Source organism: Geobacillus sp. Sah69, assembly GCF_001414205.1.
Lineage (GTDB): Bacteria > Bacillota > Bacilli > Bacillales > Anoxybacillaceae > Geobacillus > Geobacillus stearothermophilus.
The window spans coordinates 1-18,459 of the sequence record NZ_LLKS01000048.1 but is presented as its reverse complement, the minus strand read 5'-3'; the positions used below and the strand labels follow the sequence as shown (position 1 = coordinate 18,459).

Sequence of the window (18,459 nt, the reverse complement as noted above, 5' to 3'; positions counted from 1 at the left end):
ATGAACATGGTCGAAAAGGGCTCGAAGAACGGCGCGGGACATCCAAGTCTCCATTCAAGGGAAGACCCCGAAAAAAAGAGTGCAGTTTAGAGGAAGAGAATCGAAGACTGAAAGCTGAGGCGGAGGCGCAAATAGATCGCATACAGCGCTGGAATCGCCGCCAGCCATAACGCCGTCCGCCATCCGTAAGCTGGTATGACGAAATACGAGATGAGCGCCGCCAACAGCCAACCGCCAGCCCAAAAGCTTTCAAGCAGCACGACAACCCGGCCGCGGTCGGCAGCCGGCACCGCTTCTGAGACGAGCGTTGACGCGACCGGCAGCTCGCCGCCAAGCCCCATGCCGATCAAAAAGCGGAGCGCCAAAAACGCCGCCAACGTCGTTGTCAGCGCCGACAGCCCGCTGCCGATCGAGAACAGCAACAATGTGAAAATAAAAACGTTTTTCCGGCCGATCCGGTCCGCAAGCAGCCCGAACACGAGCGCCCCAACGGCCATGCCGATCGAGTTGACGCTGCCGATCCAGCCGACTTGTTCGGCTGTCAAGTTCCAGTCTTTTTGCAAGGCCGCCATCAAAAACGACAACATGCCGACATCCATCGCGTCAAACAGCCAACCGAGACCGGCAATGCCTAACAGCTTGCGCTGGGAAATCATCGGTTGATTCATGTGTATCCCCCTGTCATTATTAGTGTCAAGACACGATCTATATTCATTATAGAAGGGGAAAGGGGCAAATTCAATCATATATTGCTCATTCTCTCACAAAACGAACCGCCACACGGAAACGATCTCTCCCCTACGCCCTCGCTGGGAATGGCGCTTCTTGACCCGAAATGATAAAAAAGCCGCCAAACGACCAGCGCTTGTTTGGCAGCCTGTTTACTGCAAGTTCATCTTAACAAATCCCATTTCTCGATATCCATATGAAGATGTCCGTGGGTTCCGAACAGAATCGTTCGGTCGTCCGGATGCGGAAAAAACCGCGCAGTGAACGTCTCTTCGCCATCATTGACGAACAGTTCGATCGATGACGTATCAAGGAAAACATGAAGCGAACGAAGACGTGGCAATCGACATTGCCGCTTCTCCGTCAGCCCGTTCACAAAGCTTTTCCGTTCAAGCGTCAATACCCCTTCGTCACTATTGTAAACAAGGCGAGCCGCATGGCGAAAGTAAATTTCCATCATGCTTCCGAACAGTTCGATATTGTCGAGGCGAAGTTCGATCGCATCTCCCTCGAGTCCCGCCCATGACCTCAGCTCATTCACCACAGTGGCGCTTGGATATGCTACTTTTTGTTTGCGCAACTGTTTCAGCTCTTCCACTGGCGTCTGTCTCAGCTTGCCGCCAGTGAGGCGAAGTTCGCGCGGCAAGGTGAGCGCGTGCACCCAGCGGTGGCTCACTGTCGGCTGGCGGTCTTCATCCTGGTCCGGCACACCCATCCAGCCGATGAGGATGCGCCGCCCGTTCCGGTCAAGCATCGTTTGCGGAGCGTAAAATTCAAAGCCGCGGTCAAGCTCCTCAAACGTCCCGTGAAGGAATTCGGCCCGTTCGTAGTCGAAGCGGCCGACAAAATAACCTGACTGGTAGACGTTTTGGTAGCGCATGCCGTCCGGTTTTAATCCTTGCGGGCAGACGATGAGCACGTCTTGCCCATCTAATGGAAACAAGTCTGGGCATTCCCACATATAGCCAAACGGACCAAGCCCGTTCATGTTGCCGCCAGCAATTGGGCCAAGATGCTCCCAATGACAAAGATCAGCGGAACGAAACAGCACCGCTTTTCCATCGCCGCTTTCGCTTTGCGCCCCCAGGATCATATACCAATGGCCCTGATACCGCCATACTTTCGGATCGCGGAAATGGGCCGTATATCCGTCCGGAAGTGTAATGACGACGCCTTTTTTTGTAAAATGAATGCCATCTTCCGATACGGCCATGCATTGGTACGTTTGGCGGTTTCCTTGTTCATCTTTCACATTGCCAGTGTAAAACAGCACGAGTTTTCCATCGCAACTAATCGCACTGCCGGAATAGCAACCATCTTTGTCATACCATTCGCTTGGCGCTAACGCAATCGGCGCTGCTTGCCAATGAACCAAGTCTGGGGATGTATAATGCCCCCAGAACTTGGCGCCATGGCCGGTGCGAAACGGCATCCATTGGTAGAAGACGTGATACGTTCCGTGCCAGTCGATCAGCCCGTTTGGATCGTTCATCAACCCGACAGGAGGCATGAGATGGTAGCGAAGCCGATACCGGTCACGATTGACAAGAGTCTCATATTTTTCGACTTCAGCGTATGCTTGTTCAATAAGTTTCTGTTCCCGTTCGGATTTCATCCGCTTGTCCCCTCACTCTTCTTCTTCACGGAACTTTAGAAGGAATGTCGCCACAAACGCTGAAACGACGGCAATGGCAAAACCGATTAAGTAGTGCATTAAGTTCGTGAGCCCTTCCGGCGCAACGATGGCGATCATCGGGATGCCGGTCAACCCGTAGGCATTAGCTACTACATTCGTAAATACGACGTACGCTCCGCCGAGCGCGCCGCCAATGGCCGCAGCGATAAACGGCTTCCGGTATTTTAAGTTCACCCCGAAAATGACTGGCTCGGTAATGCCTAAAAAAGCTGACAAGGCCGCCGGCAACGCAATCTCTTTTGTTTTTGTCCGCTTCGATTTGACAAATACAGCCAAACCGGCGCCGCCTTGGGCGACGTTGGCCATCGACCAAATTGGCAGTAAATAGTTGACCCCAAGTTTCGCCAACAAGTTCGCTTCAATGGCATGAAAGCTATGATGCACACCGGTAATGACGATCATCGAGTACAATCCACCAAAGATAAGGCCAGCTAACGCACCGCCATGATGGTAAACAAAGTTCAACACCTTCGTAATCCCATCGCCAATCAAATTGCCGAGCGGACCAATGGCCAAAATCGTAATAAATCCCGTCAAAATGACGGTCACAAATGGAACAACAAGCAAACTGACCGCATGGGGAACAACTTTTCGCAATCCACGCTCCACTTTGCTCATCACATACGTCGCCAGCAAAATCGGCACGACCGTCCCTTGATACCCGACCATAGCGATATCAAAGCCAAGAAAATGCATATATTTTGGCTTGGCCTCGGCCAATCCCCACGGGTTTAATAGCGCCGGGTGAGTCATAATACCGCCGATGACCGCCCCTAAAAACGGCGTGCCTCCAAATTCTTTCGCCGCGCTAAAGCCGATTAAAATTGGCAAAATAATAAACGCCGCACTCGAAAACATATCAAGCAAAATATACAGCGGGCTGTCTGCCGCCACCCATTTGAACGCCTTCATCATCCCAAGCAAACCCATTAACAAACCGCTCGCGACAATGGCTGGGATGATTGGGACAAAAATGTTTGACAACGTCTTCGCAAAGCGGGCGAGCGGATTCATTTTTTGCTTGATGGCTTCTTGATGAGCATCAGCATCACCTTGCTGTATCCCTGCTTCCCGGACAAACGCTTCATACACTTTATTCACCACGCCGGTGCCAAAAATAATTTGAAACTGTCCGGAGCTGGAAAACGCCCCTTTAACCCCTTCAATGTTTTCAATGGTTTTTGCATCAACCTTTTTCTCGTCCTTTAAAACAAGCCGAAGCCTTGTTGCGCAATGGGTCGCGCTAATGATGTTTTCTTTCCCGCCAAGGAGCGGGATGAGTTGTTTAGCAATGTGTTCATAATTCATCGGTGAACTACTCTCCTTCTGAATGATGGTGAAATGAAAAACAAAAAAGACCTAAAACATACAAAGGGCGATCTAGCGGCATGACTCACTTGCCGTTCCCTTCATACGTTTTAGGTCTTGCCTGCTCGAAGCAGTTACAATCCCGCAATATTTCGTTGTCTGTTTTGCATTATACGGCAACTTGCTGTTTTTGTCAACGCTTTCGCAACCGTTGGATATGGAGGACGATATAGGCGAGTTCCTCCTCCGGAAAACGGATGCCATATTCCTTCTCTGCATAGCTTGCCGCTTTTTGTGTACACGCCCATTCCCTTGCATATTTTGTCTGAATGAGCGCAAGCATCTCCTCATCCATCGAATGAATCGGCTCCCCGTTTTCGATGCGGCTTAAGGCAAAGCGCAAATGAGTGAGCAGCCGCTGGTATGAAATGCTTTCCTTATCGATCGATATGCCGAGCTCCGTTTGGATAAGGTCAACGAGTTCATGAATGAGCGTCGTCTCGCGCATCGTTTTGTTCATGCTGGCGGCATCGAGTTTCGCCGTATGAATATGAAGGGCGATATGGGCCACCTCGTCATCGGGAATCTCGATGCCAAGCCGCTCTTTGATCAACTGTTTCGCCCATAGCCCAATTTCATACTCCGCCTTATATAGCACTTTAATTTCATTGAGCAATTTGTTTTGAATGCGGTAACCTTGCTTCAACCGCTCGATGGCAAACGACAAATGATCAGTCAGCGCAATATGAATATGGTCGCTGAGCGGTGCTTGCAGTTTGCCTTCCGCATAGCTGATAATTTCTTCGGCAATATCGATATGTTCTTCTGGCAACGTGCGAAGCAATTGCTGGAACTTCTCATTTTCTTCTTCCATGACGAAAATTTTCTCAATGCGGCCCGGGGGGATGAGATCGTTTTTCCGCTTTTGAAACGCAATCCCCGGGCCCATGACAATTTTCTCTTTGCCTTCATCGAGCACGACAACGGCGTTGTTGTTTAAAATCTTATGGATGCGAAACGCCATATGTCCTCCCTGCCGCCCTTATTTCATTTTCACATGAAATAAGACCGTCTCACCTTTTGCTGCCGATGTCCCTGCTTTTTTCTCCAAACTTTCAAGCGCATCACCATTCGTGATGATGATGGGCGTCACCGCGCTTTTCGCTTTCTCGCGCACAAGTGGCAAGTCGACAGAAAGAAGCCGATCGCCCCGCTTCACTCGGTCGCCGGCTTTGACATAAGCGGTAAACCCTTCCCCGTTCATCGACACGGTGTCGATGCCGACATGGATGAGCAACTCCACACCCGCTGCCGAACGCAAGCCGATGGCGTGTTTCGTCGGAAAGAGCTGAATGATTTCGCCATCGACCGGAGCGACGACATCCCCATCCGCCGGGTCGATGGCGATACCATCGCCCATCATGTTTTGCGCAAACACCGGATCCGGCACGTCTTCAAGCGGCACAATCGTCCCGTCAAGCGGTGCGGTGATCATCTCTTCCTTCGGCTGTTGCTTGCCAAACCATTTTTTGAACAACGAACATCATCCTTTCTTTTGCAGTTCATCTGAAAACAGTATACCGAAACGGAAGAAAACCGCAAGCCGTGCCGCCAAGATTCGGCGTTTTGATGCCATCGGCGGTAACATCTCCAATCGTTTTTAGCAACAAGGCGCCGAGCTCTTCTTCAACGAAATGGTCAGACATCAACTTCGCTGTCTAAATTTGCCCAATCGGATTGGCGATACCTTTGCCGTAAATATCCGGCGCCAAACCGTGCACCGGTTCAAACATCGACGGATATTTGCCGTTGACGTTCATGTTCGCCACGAGAACGGCTTTCTTGCCAATTCCGTCGCTGGGAATGACGGCAATGTCCCATTTTTTCATTCTTGGGAGAATTCCTTCTTTCCTTCCTTGGACAGAAAGCGCAGCCATTCCTTTCTTTCATCATACAATAACGGTGGTGGATTCACATTTATGATAAAATGAAACTACAAATCATATGGACGATGCGAGGGAGTCAATATGTCTTATGATACCGACCCGTTCCGCGGCGAATTTGACAGCCTTGAAGAGTTTGCCGACCGCGTCAGCGACGTGCTGAAATGCCCGGTGACGATCGAAGATGCGAACCATCGGCTCATCGCCTACAGCGCCCATGACGATTACACCGATCCGGCGCGGACGGCGACGATCATCAGCCGGCGCGTCCCGGAAAAAGTGATCAACAGCTTATGGAAACAAGGCGCCATCCCGGCGCTGCTCAAAAGCCGCGAGCCGGTGCGCGTGCCGCCGATTCATGACGTCGGCCTCGGCAGCCGCGTCGCTGTGTCGATCTGGAAAAACGATGAGGTGATCGGTTTCATCTGGGTGCTGGAAACGAACCGGACGCTGTCGCCTGAGGAGATGGAATGGCTCAAGCTTGCCGCCAAGGCAGCGAAAAACAAAGTGTTGCAGCTGTATATGCGCAAAAACAAAAAAGAAGAGCGGGTGCAGGAGCTGTTTTGGAAGTTGCTGACGAGCCATATCGCGGCCGAAGACGAGATTCGCGCCCATCTCGCTGCCATGCAAATCCCGACCGCACCGCAGTTTGCCGTTGTCGTCTTCCGCTTTGCCGCTGATTTGACCGCCGAAATGGAGCGGCAAATTTCTTATCTCTTGCAGACGACTCAGCAACTCCCGCTCCTTCTTTATACGACCGACGGCCGCGATGTGATTTTGCTTGGGGCGCCCAAAACTGACCAGCCGCTGAAAGAGCTGAGTGCATTCATCGAATCGTTCGCCGCCAAAATGAAAGAACGATTTCACATCCACGATGTGCAGTGCGGGTTTGGCGGCGTGTACGATGCCTATCGCCTCATTGAAAAAAGCTACCACGAAGCGCTCGCCGTCCTGGCGCTGAAAGAAAAGCTCGGCGATGAAATCAAGTCGGTTTACGGCTACGCCCAACTCGGTATTTACCAATTTTTTGACTTTTTGCTTGAAAAAAAACGGCAAGGAGGCTGGACCAACCCGGCGCTTGAGAAATTGCAAGCCTATGACCGCAAACATCACAGCGACTTGGTGAAAACGTTTGAAACATTTTTTGACCATAACGAAAATGTGCAAGAAACCGCCGACGTCCTCAACGTTCACCCGAACACGCTTGCTTATCGGCTCAAGCGGATTGCCGACATCGCCGAGCTTGATCTCAATGACATGAATCAAAAAATCAAATTATACATTGATATTAAATTAGCGAAATACGAAGCGCGCGGTTGAATTTGTGGAAATCCACAAAAACCGGGGGCTTCTTTCTCTTTTTTGAACAATGCCCGGCCCGTTCCGTCTCTTTTATACTATAAGTAAGGCCACTTTTGATGAGGAGGAACCATATTCATGATTATTGGAGTGCCAAAGGAAATTAAAAATAACGAAAACCGTGTCGCCATTACGCCGGCTGGCGTATTGTCGTTCGTTCAGGCAGGACATACAGTGCTCATTGAGAAAGAGGCAGGGGTTGGAAGCGGTTTCAGCGACAATGATTACGCCCGTGCCGGAGCACAAATCATCGAGCGAGCGGAAGATGTGTGGGCGCAAGCAGATATGGTGATGAAAGTGAAAGAGCCGCTGCCAAGCGAATACCGCTTCTTCCGTCCGGGGCTTGTGCTGTTCACCTACTTGCATTTGGCCGCCGACCCAGAGTTGACGCGCGCCTTAAAAGAAAGCGGCGTTATCGCCATCGCCTATGAAACTGTGCAAGTCGGCCGCACGCTGCCGCTGTTGACGCCGATGAGCGAAGTCGCCGGGCGGATGGCGGCGCAAATCGGGGCGCAATTTTTGGAAAAGCCGTACGGCGGCAAAGGCATTTTGCTTGGCGGCGTCCCTGGCGTCGCCCGCGGCAAAGTAGTCATCATCGGCGGCGGGGTCGTCGGCACGAATGCGGCAAAAGTCGCGGTCGGCCTCGGGGCAGATGTCACGATCATCGACTTGAACGCGGATCGCCTGCGCGAGCTTGACGACATTTTCGGCAACCAAATTACGACGCTCATGTCCAACCCGATGAACATTGCCGAGGCGGTCGCAGAGGCCGACCTTGTCATCGGTGCTGTCCTCATCCCGGGAGCGCGGGCGCCGAAGCTCGTCACCGAGGACATGGTGAAAGCGATGAAACCGGGGTCGGTCATCGTCGATGTCGCCATCGACCAAGGTGGCATCGTCGAAACAAGCGACCACGTCACAACACATGACAACCCGACGTACGTCAAACACGGCGTCGTTCATTATGCGGTCGCCAACATGCCGGGTGCTGTCCCGCGCACCTCGACGATCGCCTTGACGAACGTCACGATCCCATACGCCTTGCAAATCGCCAATAAAGGCGTCATGCAAGCCATTACGGACAACCCGGCGCTCGAGCTTGGCGTCAACGTCGCCAACGGCGAAATCACGTACGAAGCCGTCGCCCGCGACCTCAATTACCGCTACGTCCCGGCCCGCGAAGCGCTCGGGAAAACGTTGGCCGCCAACTAACCATGATGGACGCGGCCGACAACGCGCGCTGCCGGCCGCCTGTTCATCATTGTCCATTCCCATGATCGCCCGCTCATAGCGGGCGGCTTTTTTTATCGTCCTAAACCGACAAGGCCGCCATTTCTGCAAGTGAGCGTAGGCGGCGGGAGTATGTCACCATACCCATCAAGTTAAGAATTTTGGTCTTTGTGCATCGTCAAAAACATGGTATCCTTTCTAACGAACACTCCACGTTAGAAAGGATTTTTTTCATGGAAAAACAAATGAAAGCATGGATTCAAACCATTCGTCAACTCTTTTCTCCCGAAGAATTAACCCGTCTCGCACGGAAAACAGGCTTTATCCGGCGGCAGCGTTCGTTAACGGCGGAAGCCTTTCTGACTCTCTGTGCATGGGGAGATGGCTCACTGGCCAAACAGTCGCTTCAGCGGTTGTGTGCGGCCTTGACGCTCTGGCATGGCTGTTCCCTTTCAAGCGAAGGCTTGAATCAGCGTTTTACCGATCGGGCCGTGGCATTTTTGCGAGAAGTGTTTTTCCTTCTCCTCCTGCATCAACGTCCATTGCTTTTGTCAGCCATGGAGACCTATCGAACTTGTTTTACCCGCCTGCGGATTTTGGACTCAACCAGCTTTTTGGTTCCCGCTGACTATGGGGAAGACTATCGAGGTTCCGTTTCGTCGGGGGTGAAAATTCAGTTTGAATATGACTTGTTATCCGGCGCCTGCCTTCAGCTATGCGTTCAATCGGCCAATGACTCGGACGCTCGTTTTGCCTATCATGCCCAGCATACGATTTTACCGAATGACCTATGTATTCGGGATTTGGGCTTTTTCTCCGTTGCCGCACTGTCCGAGATCGACGCCCGCGGAGCGTATTATATTACTCGGCTCCGTTCCGATATGAAAGTGTATATCAAGGAGAATGGCCAGTGGAAGGAATGGGATTGGGAATCCCTTRGGAATCAATTAGAGGAAGGGGAATCAGTGGAAATGGAACATGTGTACATCGGACATGAACGCTTGTATGTTCCACGGTTGGTTTTCCGCCGTCTGACGGCGGAAGAATGGCAAAAACGGATGGCGTATGTGCGGAAAAAGGAAAAAAGAAAAGGGAAGGCGCTGGCACGCCAAACCCTCGAACAAAAGAAATACCACATCTTACTGACGAATTTACCACAAGAGTCGTTTGATGGTCAACAGGTTTATGAGCTCTATTCCCTGCGCTGGCAAATTGAATTGTTGTTTAAAGCCTGGAAATCCGTATTTGATTTGGAGAAAGTCAAGGAGATGAAAAAAGAACGTTTCGAATGCCATTTATACGGGACGTTGATTGCCATTTTGGTCACCCAGACGTTTCTGTTTCAAGCTCGGATGTATTGGCATCAAAAGGAAGACATTGAAATCAGTGAACGGAAAGCGCTCGATCTTCTCCAATCGTATTGGCACCAGTTGCTTTTGCGTTCGCATATGGCGGAAATCAACCTTTTCTCTCTCCTTTCCCTGTTACGAAAACATGCCAAGAAAGGTCGAAGGAAAGGGGAAGAAACGGCATCAGATATCTTAACGAAATTAGAGATATGGTAGAATTAGATATGGATATAAATACCAAATACCCCTCTTCTGGAGGGGTATTTGGTATGCCCAATAATGGATGTGATCCCCATCATTCACTGCGGGGATGAACACGAGTATCGTCTTAAAAATTTTATACCGCTAAACTTGACGGGTATGGGACCCCCCTCCTTCCTTTCCAGCCGCTAGCAGCAACGCGACACTTTGCCGCCCTTGGCATTGTAGCGCGCCTCTTGCGCCTCGCAGAAAAACTCTTTCCGCGACTTGATCGGCTCACCCGGATGATGGGTTTTCATATGCTCGACATATTTTTCATAACTCGGCACGCCGACAAGCAAGTCAAGAAACTGCCGGCGATAGGCCAACACAGTTTGCAGCCATTTAGGCATAATGCTTCGCTCCTTCTCCATCGCGCGGCACGTACGGCGCTTCTTTGAGCGGCACATGTTTGTTTTGCAGCACTTTGATCCAGATGTTCAACGCCGAGATCAACATCGCAATCACAACGAGCATGAAAATCGCACACAATGTCGCATCAATGTAGTCGTTCATAATAATTTGCCGCATTTGCGCCTCATTCGTGGCCGGCGCCAAAATTTTGCCTTGGCTCAAGCTGTCTTGGAACATTTTCGCATGCGACAAGAAACCAATTTTAACGTTTTCATGGAACAGCTTTTGATACCCCGCCGTCAGCGTGACGACCAAAAGCCATGTCGTCGGCACGAGCGTCACCCAAACATAAGCCTTTTTGCCCATTTTAAATAGAATGGTCGTCGCAAACAACAAGGCGATGCCCGCCAACATTTGGTTGGCGATGCCAAACAGCGGCCATAGGGTGTTGATGCCCCCAAGCGGATCGACGACGCCTTGGTACAGGAAGTAACCCCACGCCAACACACAAAGGGTCGTGGCGATCAAGTTCGAGGCAAGCGAATCCGTTTTGCCAAGCGGCTTGTAGAACGTCCCCATAATATCTTGGATCATAAAGCGGCCGACGCGCGTGCCAGCGTCAATCGTCGTCAAGATGAACAGCGCTTCGAACAGGATGGCAAAGTGATACCAGAACGCCATGGGCGCCTTGCCACCGATGGCGCTCGATAAAATGTGCGCCATCCCGATCGCCAACGTCGGCGCCCCGCCCGTGCGCGACAACACCGTTTGCTCGCCGACGTCCTTCGCCAGCTCCGTCAGCATGTCAGGGGTGATCGTAAATCCCCACGATGACACGACTTTGGCCGCCTGAACGACATCCGTGCCGATCATTGCCGCCGGGCTGTTGATGGCAAAATACGCCCCTGGCGTCAGGACGCAAGCCGCCACCATCGCCATAACCGCCACGAACGACTCCATCAACATCGCACCGTAGCCGATCGGCCGCGCATGGCTTTCAAGCTCAATCATCTTCGGCGTCGTGCCGGATGAAACGAGCGCGTGGAACCCGGACACTGCGCCGCAGGCAATCGTGATGAACAAGAACGGGAACAAATTGCCGGCGAAGACCGGTCCTGTACCGTCGATAAATTTCGTCACTGCCGGCATTTGCAAATCCGGCATCACAACGAAAATGCCAAGCGCCAATCCGACGATGGTGCCGATTTTCAAGAATGTGCTCAAATAGTCACGCGGCGCAAGCAGCAGCCATACCGGCAGCGCCGAAGCGACAAATCCGTAAATGATCATTAAGATCGCGATCGTTTCCCCTTTGAGCGTAAACATCGCCGAAAGCGTCGGATGCTCTGCGACGTACTGACCGGCCACAATCGACAAAATCAACAGCACAAATCCCCCAAGCGACGCCTCGGCAACACGACCTGGACGGATGAAGCGCATGTAAATGCCCATCAAAATCGCAATCGGAATCGTCGCGGCGATCGTAAACATCCCCCACGGGCTTCCGATAAGCGCTTTCACGACAACGAGCGCCAATACGGCCAATAAAATAATCATAATGCCCAAAATGCCAAGCGCTGCGATCAAGCCCGTCACCGGACCCATTTCTTCCTTAATCATTTCGCCGAGCGACTTCCCGTTGCGGCGCATCGAAGCGAACAAAATGACAAAGTCTTGCACCGCTCCGCCGAGCAAAACACCGATCACAATCCAAAGCGTCCCAGGCAGATAGCCCATCTGCGCGGCCAAAATCGGTCCGACAAGCGGTCCCGCACCCGCAATAGCGGCAAAGTGATGGCCAAATAGCACCCATTTGTTCGTCGGAACATAGTCCTTCCCGTCATTGAACACTTCCGCTGGCGTTTTCCGGTTATCATCAAGACCAAACACTTTGCGGGCGATAAACCGGCTGTAAAACCGATAAGCGACCGCATACGTGCAGACGGCGGCGACGATCAGCCATATGGCGTTGACCGATTCGCCGCGGCTTAAAGCCAAAATGGCAAACGCTGCGGCCCCAAGGACGGAAATCAGGCCCCATAACAAAATCGATTTTATCCCCTTCACACGGCTTCCCCCTTTATTTATTTGTCAAAATCCTTTATGCAACTATTATATTCATTATTCAGAAAAATTTAAAGTATTTTTTATCTTCAGCTAACATATCGTTTGGTTCTATAGGAAAGTTTTCCTTCCTTCCTATTGCAAAAAAGTATAAAACAAGGCTCTTCACTAAAAGTTGTACTTGATTTTTTCTGAACATACCCTATTTACGCTTGTGAGGGAAAATCAGCACGTTTTGCATATCTTTGTGCAGGAAACCGTATTGCTTGTCAAGTACATGTTGTGGTGAAGAGCCTAAAACAAGTCTTTTTAGTAAAAAAATGTAATTACACCCATCTATTGTCTCCAGGTCCATCTGACGGTGCAACGGACAAAGCAACGATCAACTAATACTATCTCAGTAAAGGGTTCGAAAAGGTGAAAGCGATCGAAGCATTGTTATGGAGCATTGCTTTGCCTGGATTCGGGCAACTGTTGAACAAAAAGTATATAAAAGGAATTTTGTTTATTGCGTTGGAATTTGTGATTAACACCCAATCCCATTTCAATGAAGCCATCCGCCTCAGCTTTTTGGGACGTACGGATGAGGCCGCCCGCATTGTCGATATCGGATGGCTGATGTTTTATCCATGTTTATACTTTTTTGCCATGTGGGATGCGTTTAAAGACGCTGGCGGCGGGCAAACGCCGTACTCGTTTTTGCCGTTTGTCGTCTCTGCCTACTTTGTGACGGTCGGCTTGATGTACTCGTCGCACGTGACGATCCGCGGCGTGTTTTTTGGACCGATTTGGCTGCCGATCTTATCTGTCATCCCCGGGCTCTCCATTGGATGGCTGCTGCAATTTCTGCTGCTGAAATGGAAATAGCCATCCGCTTGGTGATTGCCCAGCCACAAAAGCCGCCAATTATTCATTGGCGGCTTTCGGTTGCGTCTCTTTGGCGCTTTTTCTTTTTTTCATCGTTCCCGCCACAATGACAGCGGCAACAACAAGCAACTCAAATCCATACTTCACGGCAGGATTGGCAAAATACGCCTTTAAAAACGGCTCATCGACGATCATTTTCGCCGCCGTCCAAGCGAGGACACCGGCGCCGATCGTAATAATGATTGGGAAGCGCTCGATCCATTTTAAAATAAGCGTGCTGCCCCACACCATAATCGGAACGGAAATGAGCAACCCAAGAACGACGAGGAAAAAGTTTCCGTGCGCGGCGCCGGCGACCGCCAATACGTTGTCAAGCCCCATCAACGCATCGGCAATAATGATCGTGCGAATCGCCTCCCATAAATTTCCCCCGGCTTCAACATCGTCGTGGCCCTTCCCCTCAACAAGCAGCTTGTAAGCGATCCAGACAAGCAGCACACCGCCGACAAGCAAAAGCCCTGGGATTTTCAGCAGCCAGACGACAAAAATCGTTGCCAGCGCCCGGATGACGACAGCGCCGACCGTTCCCCAGACAACGGCCTTTTTTTGCTGATGTTTCGGCAAGTTGCGGGCCGCCAATCCAATCACAATGGCGTTATCCCCTGCCAGCAAAAGATCGATAATAATGATCGACAGCAACGCCGTCCAAAACTCCGCTGACAATACATCCATGGAACAATCCCCCTTCACAAGTTATATTTTTCCTTTAGCGAAATCGGCGCCATCTTGATGACTTGTTGCAAAATAAACAGGAAGACGGTCAAATCATCGATCAAACCAAACAACGCAATCCAATCTGGAATGAGGTCAAGCGGCAACGCTATATACAAAAGCAGCAAACCGACAGAAAACAATTTTTTTCGCATTGGCACTTCATGAGAAACGAAAAATTCGAACAAAAACGGTAGAAAACGCCGGACATGGACGATGAAGCGAAGTCGTTTCCACCATTTGCGCATGTCATCCCCTCCGCTTTTTGTTCTTTTTGAAGCTGAACCTATCTTCTTTTACGATTATCTTCCCCCTTTTGTTCCATGACATGAAAGAAGGCCTTTACCATCCTTGGTAAAGGCCTTCATAAGTAAAAGAGACCTTTACCAACATCGGTAAAGGTCTCGCTAACAACGTCGCCGTTGCCAACAAAGCCGAGGGCATGCGCCCTGAACTGACGACTTTGTTGTTAAAGCTACTCCCCTTTAACAAAAGAAACTATATTCGTTTTTATATTTTCATGATATTCAATATTTATACCTGTTGTCAACTCTTTTTCTTGGCAAGAAATGAATCCAATTTATTGCCCCGCCGTAAACTTCAAACCAATGACTCCGACAAGAATGCAAAGCAAAAACGCCACCCGCAGCGCGTTGATCGGCTCGTTTAAAAACAACATGCCGACCAAGGCCGCCCCGAGCGCTCCGATTCCCGTCCACACCGCATAGGCGGTGCCGATCGGCAACGTTTTTATCGCCAGTGAGTAAAAGCTCGCCGCCATCCCCGCAATCGTCACAACAGAAGGCCAAGGGGGCCCCCATCCGTCTTACACCGGGTCGTTATCGACGCCACTGTACGATTCAATCGCTTGATCGAGCGCCCGGTAGGCCTCAGCGAAAGCGTTTGTCGCCGATTCATCTCCCGCCTCGGCCAGCTCCATTCGCGCATTGCGCGCGTGAGTCACCGCACGGATGACATCTTCGATCATTTGCCGTTTATCCCTGGCGCTCGCTTTTAACCGTTCAAGCTCATGAATCGCCCCATCAAGACTCGTCGAGCGCGGTTCGTCAAACGATTGTTCCAGCTGCTCTTTCACACGCTCCAATATTTCTTTCATGATCGCCCATCCTTTCTCTATTCGTTGTCATCCGCTAGTGTGGGCGATTGGCGGCAAACTATGCATTACCAAGACGCTGAAATTGTGTTTACTCATCTACGTGCACATCTTTCAAACCAGCCCAAAACGCGGCGATAATCGACAGGGCGACGATGATCATCGGCGCATACATGATCAAAAATGTTTGCATTATCCTTTTCCCCCTTCCCATTTTCCTTTAACGTACGCCTTGTTAAACACAAAGAGGCGCATAAGCAAATAAAGTGACGGAATTAATAACAGGAGGCCGGCAATAAACGCGACGATCAACGCCATAGCCATCGTCTCATTCGTAAACCCGTCATAAATCGTCAAATACGGGTATAACAAATACGGATAATGTGAAATGCCATAGGCGTAAAAGGCGAACGCGTATTGAAACAACAGCGCAATAAACGCCCAGCCGAACCGCCGCTGCCGCCAAAGCAGCCAAACGGTAATGACAAAACACAAAAAGGAAATGACCAGCATCCACGCCACATTCCATAGGTTGGCGTAATGCTCGGGATTATGGTAGCGGAGCTGGTAAATAATGAGCAGCGCTGACAACATCGTCGGCCCGCTCCAAAGAAGAGCGTAGCGGCGCAACAGCGCCCGCGCCCGTTCATCCTTGGCCTCGTCCGCATAGTACGTTAAGAAAACGGCAGAAATGTAAAGAACGCTCGTCACACTGAGCAGCACAATGCTCCATGACAACGGGCTTGCAAACAGCTTCCCATAATCCAGCGTAACGCCTGAGGCGCCTACCTCCACAAACCTGCCTTCAGAAATCGTCAACACGATGGACAGGGAGGCCGGAATAAACAACCCCGTCAATCCATAAGCGATTAAATACCAGTTCCGTTCCGTCCCCCCATACGTATGAAACGCATAGTACGAGCCGCGAATAGCTAACAAAATGATGGAGATGCTCGCCGGGACAAGCAAAATAGAACCGTAATAATACGCCGTTTTCGGAAAAAAGCCGACAATGCCGACAAAGAAAAAGACAAGAAAGACGTTCGTCACTTCCCATACAGGGGAAAGATAGCGCTGAATGATGCGGTGCAAAATATGCTGTTTGTTTGCCCAATGGCTATAGGCGCTGAAAAACCCAGCCCCGAAATCAATCGAGCCAACGATAATGTACCCGAACAAAAACAGCCATAACACCGAAATGCCAATGACTTCGAGCGTCATGGCGCCACCTCCCCATTATTGGCCCGCTCTGCCAGCTCCCGTTCAACCGGGTTGCGGCGGAACATACGGATGAGCACTATTGCGCTCGCAATTACTAACACCATATACAAAAGGCAAAACAACACAAGCATCGTATCCACATGCGCCGACGATGTCGCTCCTTCCGCCGTTTTCATATAGCCACGCAAAATCCACGGCTGCCGCCCGACTTCCGCTAAGTACCATCCCGCCTCAATCGCAACCATCGCCAGCGGCCCTCCCGCCACCAGCAGTCCAAAAAACCACTTTTTCGCCGTCCACTTCCATCGGAAAATCGATCCGAGCCAATACGCGGCTGCGACAACCATTAAAAACACCCCGATCGTGACCATCACATCGAATAAGTAATGAATGTACAGTGGTGGGCGTTCATCTTCCGGAAATTCGTTCAGCCCGGTCACAACCGCCCCCGGGTGGTTGTGCGCCAAAATGCTTAACGCATATGGGATTTTAATGGCATACTTCACCTCGCCATCCTCTGTCAGCATGCCAAACAACACGAGCGGCGCGTGGGAGCTCGTTTCAAAATGCCATTCAGCGGCCGCCAGCTTTTCTGGCTGGTATTCGGCTAAAAATTTGCCCGATAAGTCGCCAATCAATACACTGGCTACCGAAAAAATAAAAGCTGTTTTCATCATTAAATGAAGTGCCTTGCGATGATAAATGTGACGATTGCCTTTCCATAAATGCCAAGCGGCGATCGAAGCAAGCACGAATGCTGACGTCATATACGAAGTCGCCAGCACATGGGCGACTTTCGTCGGCATCGCTGGGTTGAACATAGCCGCGATTGGATCGATGTTGACAAGCTCGCCGTTTTTAAATTCAAACCCTTGCGGCGTATTCATAAACGCGTTCACCATCGTAATAAACATGGCTGATGCTGAAGACCCGATTGCCACCGGGATAAGCAAAAGCAAATGTTTTTTCTGATTTTCGAACCGATCCCATGTATACAAATAAATGCCGAGGAAAATGGCTTCAAAAAAGAAGGCGAACGTCTCCATGAACAGCGGCAAGCTGATCACTTGGCCAGCCAGCTGCATAAAGTTCGGCCATAAAAGCGACAGCTGCAAGCCGATCGCTGTTCCTGTCACCACGCCGACCGCTACGGTGATGACAAAACCGCGCGTCCAGCGGCGAGCGAGTAAGATGTAATGCATATCATTTTTGCGAATCCCAACCCACTGGGCAATGGCGATCATCAGTGGAACCCCGACGCCGATCGTGGCATAAATGATGTGGACCGTCAGCGTCAATCCCGTCAAAATACGGCTAAGCAGCACCGGATCGTAACCGTTCACGATTCATCCCCCCTTATGAAAACAAGCGACCAATCAAGGAAAGCAAGACAACAGCCGCAACAGCAAAGCTAACGAACACAAGCGTTTTTTCATGCCGCTTCCACATATCTACCCCCCCGAGCGAACAAACGGTATTGTCAAAAGTGTATCCTCCACACTCACGGTTTTCCCTTGAGTTTCAACGGTTGAACGAAAAAAAGCTTGCCACCCCCGTTGTTTTCGGCCATCATTGAGGTAACGACACCCAACAGCCAAAACAAAGGAGTGACAAGCTTTGTTACCTCAATTATTAGCCTATTTGCTCGAAATAATCAAGACCCAATATCAAATCATTGTGTATTTGATGGGTGTGATCGTGGGAAAATCCTTGAATCTCGAGGACTTGGACGAACCCATCCAAAAGCCGTACCGGAAACTTCAGGTCGATGACCTTCCGATCATCGATGTGCCGGAAACCCTTGATTACCGGAAGCTGTTGGCAGACTATGAAGCCCAGCACGGACGTCCTTTACGGCCCATCCAGCGCCGCGCGAATGCGAAACACCGTGTTCCGGATTCGTTGACCTGCCCTCGCTGCCAGGCTCCCTCTTCTTACCTGTACGCCAATAACGGCGGAAAAGGGCAATACCAATGCAAAGTGTGCCAGTGCCGGTTCAACCACCGAAATCGGTTCACCAAGCAAGCGGTCTTTCGCTGCCCGCACTGCAAAAAGACGCTGGAAAARATCAAGGAACGCAAAGAATACMACATCTATAAGTGCAAGAACAACGMTTGCCCGTTTTACCAGGCCAACCTTCGCCGGATGACCAAGAAGGAGCGCCAACAGTTTCAACAGGATCCTCAAGCCTTCAAGGTGCGGTATTTGTTTCGA

15 protein-coding genes, 4 pseudogenes and 1 riboswitch are annotated in these 18,459 nt (G+C 50.7%); of the genes and pseudogenes, 5 read left to right on the top strand and 14 right to left on the bottom strand.

Annotation, left to right across the window (positions count from 1 at the left end; all coding sequences use genetic code 11):
• Positions 1–116 precede the first annotated feature (116 nt).
• From AP057_RS11590 to AP057_RS17885, 6 genes and pseudogenes are all read right to left on the bottom strand, one after another.
• Positions 117–668, bottom strand: a pseudogene (locus tag AP057_RS11590) (MFS transporter); the annotation flags it as partial.
• A gap of 224 nt (positions 669–892) precedes the next feature.
• Positions 893–2,344, bottom strand: a complete 1,452-nt coding sequence (locus tag AP057_RS11585) for a sucrose-6-phosphate hydrolase (protein WP_055358788.1) — start codon at positions 2,342–2,344, stop codon at positions 893–895.
• Between the two features lie 12 nt (positions 2,345–2,356).
• Positions 2,357–3,733, bottom strand: coding sequence for a sucrose-specific PTS transporter subunit IIBC (locus tag AP057_RS11580; protein ID WP_055358787.1), 1,377 nt, complete (start codon positions 3,731–3,733; stop codon positions 2,357–2,359).
• A 193-nt stretch (positions 3,734–3,926) separates the two neighbouring features.
• Positions 3,927–4,757, bottom strand: coding sequence for a PRD domain-containing protein (locus tag AP057_RS11575; protein ID WP_055358786.1), 831 nt, complete (start codon positions 4,755–4,757; stop codon positions 3,927–3,929).
• An 18-nt stretch (positions 4,758–4,775) separates the two neighbouring features.
• Positions 4,776–5,270 carry a PTS glucose transporter subunit IIA gene (locus AP057_RS11570; RefSeq protein ID WP_055358785.1) on the bottom strand — a complete coding sequence of 165 codons (495 nt, stop codon included), beginning with the start codon at positions 5,268–5,270 and terminating at the stop codon, positions 4,776–4,778.
• 25 nt (positions 5,271–5,295) lie between these two features.
• Positions 5,296–5,559, bottom strand: a pseudogene (locus AP057_RS17885) (isocitrate/isopropylmalate family dehydrogenase); the annotation flags it as partial.
• 201 nt (positions 5,560–5,760) lie between these two features.
• Here AP057_RS17885 and AP057_RS11560 point away from each other — a divergent pair.
• From AP057_RS11560 to AP057_RS11550, 3 genes are all read left to right on the top strand, one after another.
• Positions 5,761–6,996, top strand: a complete 1,236-nt coding sequence (locus AP057_RS11560) for a CdaR family transcriptional regulator (protein ID WP_055358783.1) — start codon at positions 5,761–5,763, stop codon at positions 6,994–6,996.
• A 117-nt stretch (positions 6,997–7,113) separates the two neighbouring features.
• Positions 7,114–8,247: an alanine dehydrogenase gene (ald, locus tag AP057_RS11555; protein ID WP_055358782.1), complete on the top strand. Its 1,134-nt coding sequence runs from the start codon at positions 7,114–7,116 to the stop codon at positions 8,245–8,247.
• A gap of 251 nt (positions 8,248–8,498) precedes the next feature.
• On the top strand, positions 8,499–9,830 hold the full coding sequence (locus AP057_RS11550) for an IS4 family transposase (RefSeq protein WP_055358780.1): 1,332 nt from the start codon (positions 8,499–8,501) through the stop codon (positions 9,828–9,830).
• Between the two features lie 173 nt (positions 9,831–10,003).
• Here AP057_RS11550 and AP057_RS11545 read toward each other — a convergent pair whose 3' ends face one another.
• A complete protein-coding gene (locus AP057_RS11545) occupies positions 10,004–10,207 on the bottom strand; it encodes a YbdD/YjiX family protein (protein ID WP_015374005.1) in 204 nt (67 codons plus the stop codon).
• Positions 10,200–12,275: a carbon starvation CstA family protein gene (locus tag AP057_RS11540; protein ID WP_055358779.1), complete on the bottom strand. Its 2,076-nt coding sequence runs from the start codon at positions 12,273–12,275 to the stop codon at positions 10,200–10,202. Before AP057_RS11540 ends, AP057_RS11545 begins: the two co-directional genes overlap by 8 nt.
• 414 nt (positions 12,276–12,689) lie before the next feature.
• On the opposite strand from AP057_RS11540, the gene AP057_RS11535 reads away from it, so the two are divergent.
• Positions 12,690–13,139, top strand: coding sequence for a hypothetical protein (locus AP057_RS11535; RefSeq protein ID WP_055358778.1), 450 nt, complete (start codon positions 12,690–12,692; stop codon positions 13,137–13,139).
• Between the two features lie 39 nt (positions 13,140–13,178).
• Here the strand turns inward: AP057_RS11535 and AP057_RS11530 are convergent, their stop codons facing one another.
• From AP057_RS11530 to AP057_RS11505, 6 genes and pseudogenes are all read right to left on the bottom strand, one after another.
• Complete coding sequence (locus AP057_RS11530; RefSeq protein ID WP_055358777.1) at positions 13,179–13,871, bottom strand: TerC family protein; 693 nt, start codon at positions 13,869–13,871, stop codon at positions 13,179–13,181.
• Positions 13,872–13,885: 14 nt separating this feature from the next.
• The gene (locus tag AP057_RS11525) at positions 13,886–14,158 is read right to left on the bottom strand and encodes a YkvA family protein (RefSeq protein ID WP_033013877.1); all 273 of its coding nucleotides are present in this window, start codon (positions 14,156–14,158) and stop codon (positions 13,886–13,888) included.
• A gap of 161 nt (positions 14,159–14,319) precedes the next feature.
• Positions 14,320–14,406: riboswitch (yybP-ykoY riboswitch) on the bottom strand.
• A gap of 84 nt (positions 14,407–14,490) precedes the next feature.
• Positions 14,491–14,724, bottom strand: a pseudogene (locus tag AP057_RS11520) (multidrug efflux SMR transporter); the annotation flags it as partial.
• 12 nt (positions 14,725–14,736) lie between these two features.
• Entirely contained in the window at positions 14,737–15,027 is a 291-nt protein-coding gene (locus AP057_RS11515) for a hypothetical protein (RefSeq protein WP_033013879.1), read from the bottom strand.
• Between the two features lie 189 nt (positions 15,028–15,216).
• Positions 15,217–16,245, bottom strand: coding sequence for a cytochrome d ubiquinol oxidase subunit II (locus tag AP057_RS11510; RefSeq protein ID WP_055358776.1), 1,029 nt, complete (start codon positions 16,243–16,245; stop codon positions 15,217–15,219).
• Positions 16,242–17,588 carry a cytochrome ubiquinol oxidase subunit I gene (locus AP057_RS11505; RefSeq protein WP_049625100.1) on the bottom strand — a complete coding sequence of 449 codons (1,347 nt, stop codon included), beginning with the start codon at positions 17,586–17,588 and terminating at the stop codon, positions 16,242–16,244. The genes AP057_RS11510 and AP057_RS11505 overlap by 4 nt, the downstream gene beginning before the upstream one ends.
• A 274-nt stretch (positions 17,589–17,862) precedes the next feature.
• On the opposite strand from AP057_RS11505, the pseudogene AP057_RS11500 reads away from it, so the two are divergent.
• Positions 17,863–18,459: pseudogene (locus tag AP057_RS11500) on the top strand (transposase); the annotation flags it as partial.

Coding starts and splice junctions, on each gene's coding strand:
- AP057_RS11585 (WP_055358788.1), bottom strand. CDS start 2,344: ATGAAATCCGAACGGGAACAGAAACTTATTGAACAAGCATACGCTGAA.
- AP057_RS11580 (WP_055358787.1), bottom strand. CDS start 3,733: ATGAATTATGAACACATTGCTAAACAACTCATCCCGCTCCTTGGCGGG.
- AP057_RS11545 (WP_015374005.1), bottom strand. CDS start 10,207: ATGCCTAAATGGCTGCAAACTGTGTTGGCCTATCGCCGGCAGTTTCTT.
- AP057_RS11530 (WP_055358777.1), bottom strand. CDS start 13,871: ATGGATGTATTGTCAGCGGAGTTTTGGACGGCGTTGCTGTCGATCATT.
- AP057_RS11560 (WP_055358783.1), top strand. CDS start 5,761: ATGTCTTATGATACCGACCCGTTCCGCGGCGAATTTGACAGCCTTGAA.
- AP057_RS11515 (WP_033013879.1), bottom strand. CDS start 15,027: ATGAAAGAAATATTGGAGCGTGTGAAAGAGCAGCTGGAACAATCGTTT.
- ald (WP_055358782.1), top strand. CDS start 7,114: ATGATTATTGGAGTGCCAAAGGAAATTAAAAATAACGAAAACCGTGTC.
- AP057_RS11510 (WP_055358776.1), bottom strand. CDS start 16,245: ATGACGCTCGAAGTCATTGGCATTTCGGTGTTATGGCTGTTTTTGTTC.
- AP057_RS11525 (WP_033013877.1), bottom strand. CDS start 14,158: ATGCGCAAATGGTGGAAACGACTTCGCTTCATCGTCCATGTCCGGCGT.
- AP057_RS11575 (WP_055358786.1), bottom strand. CDS start 4,757: ATGGCGTTTCGCATCCATAAGATTTTAAACAACAACGCCGTTGTCGTG.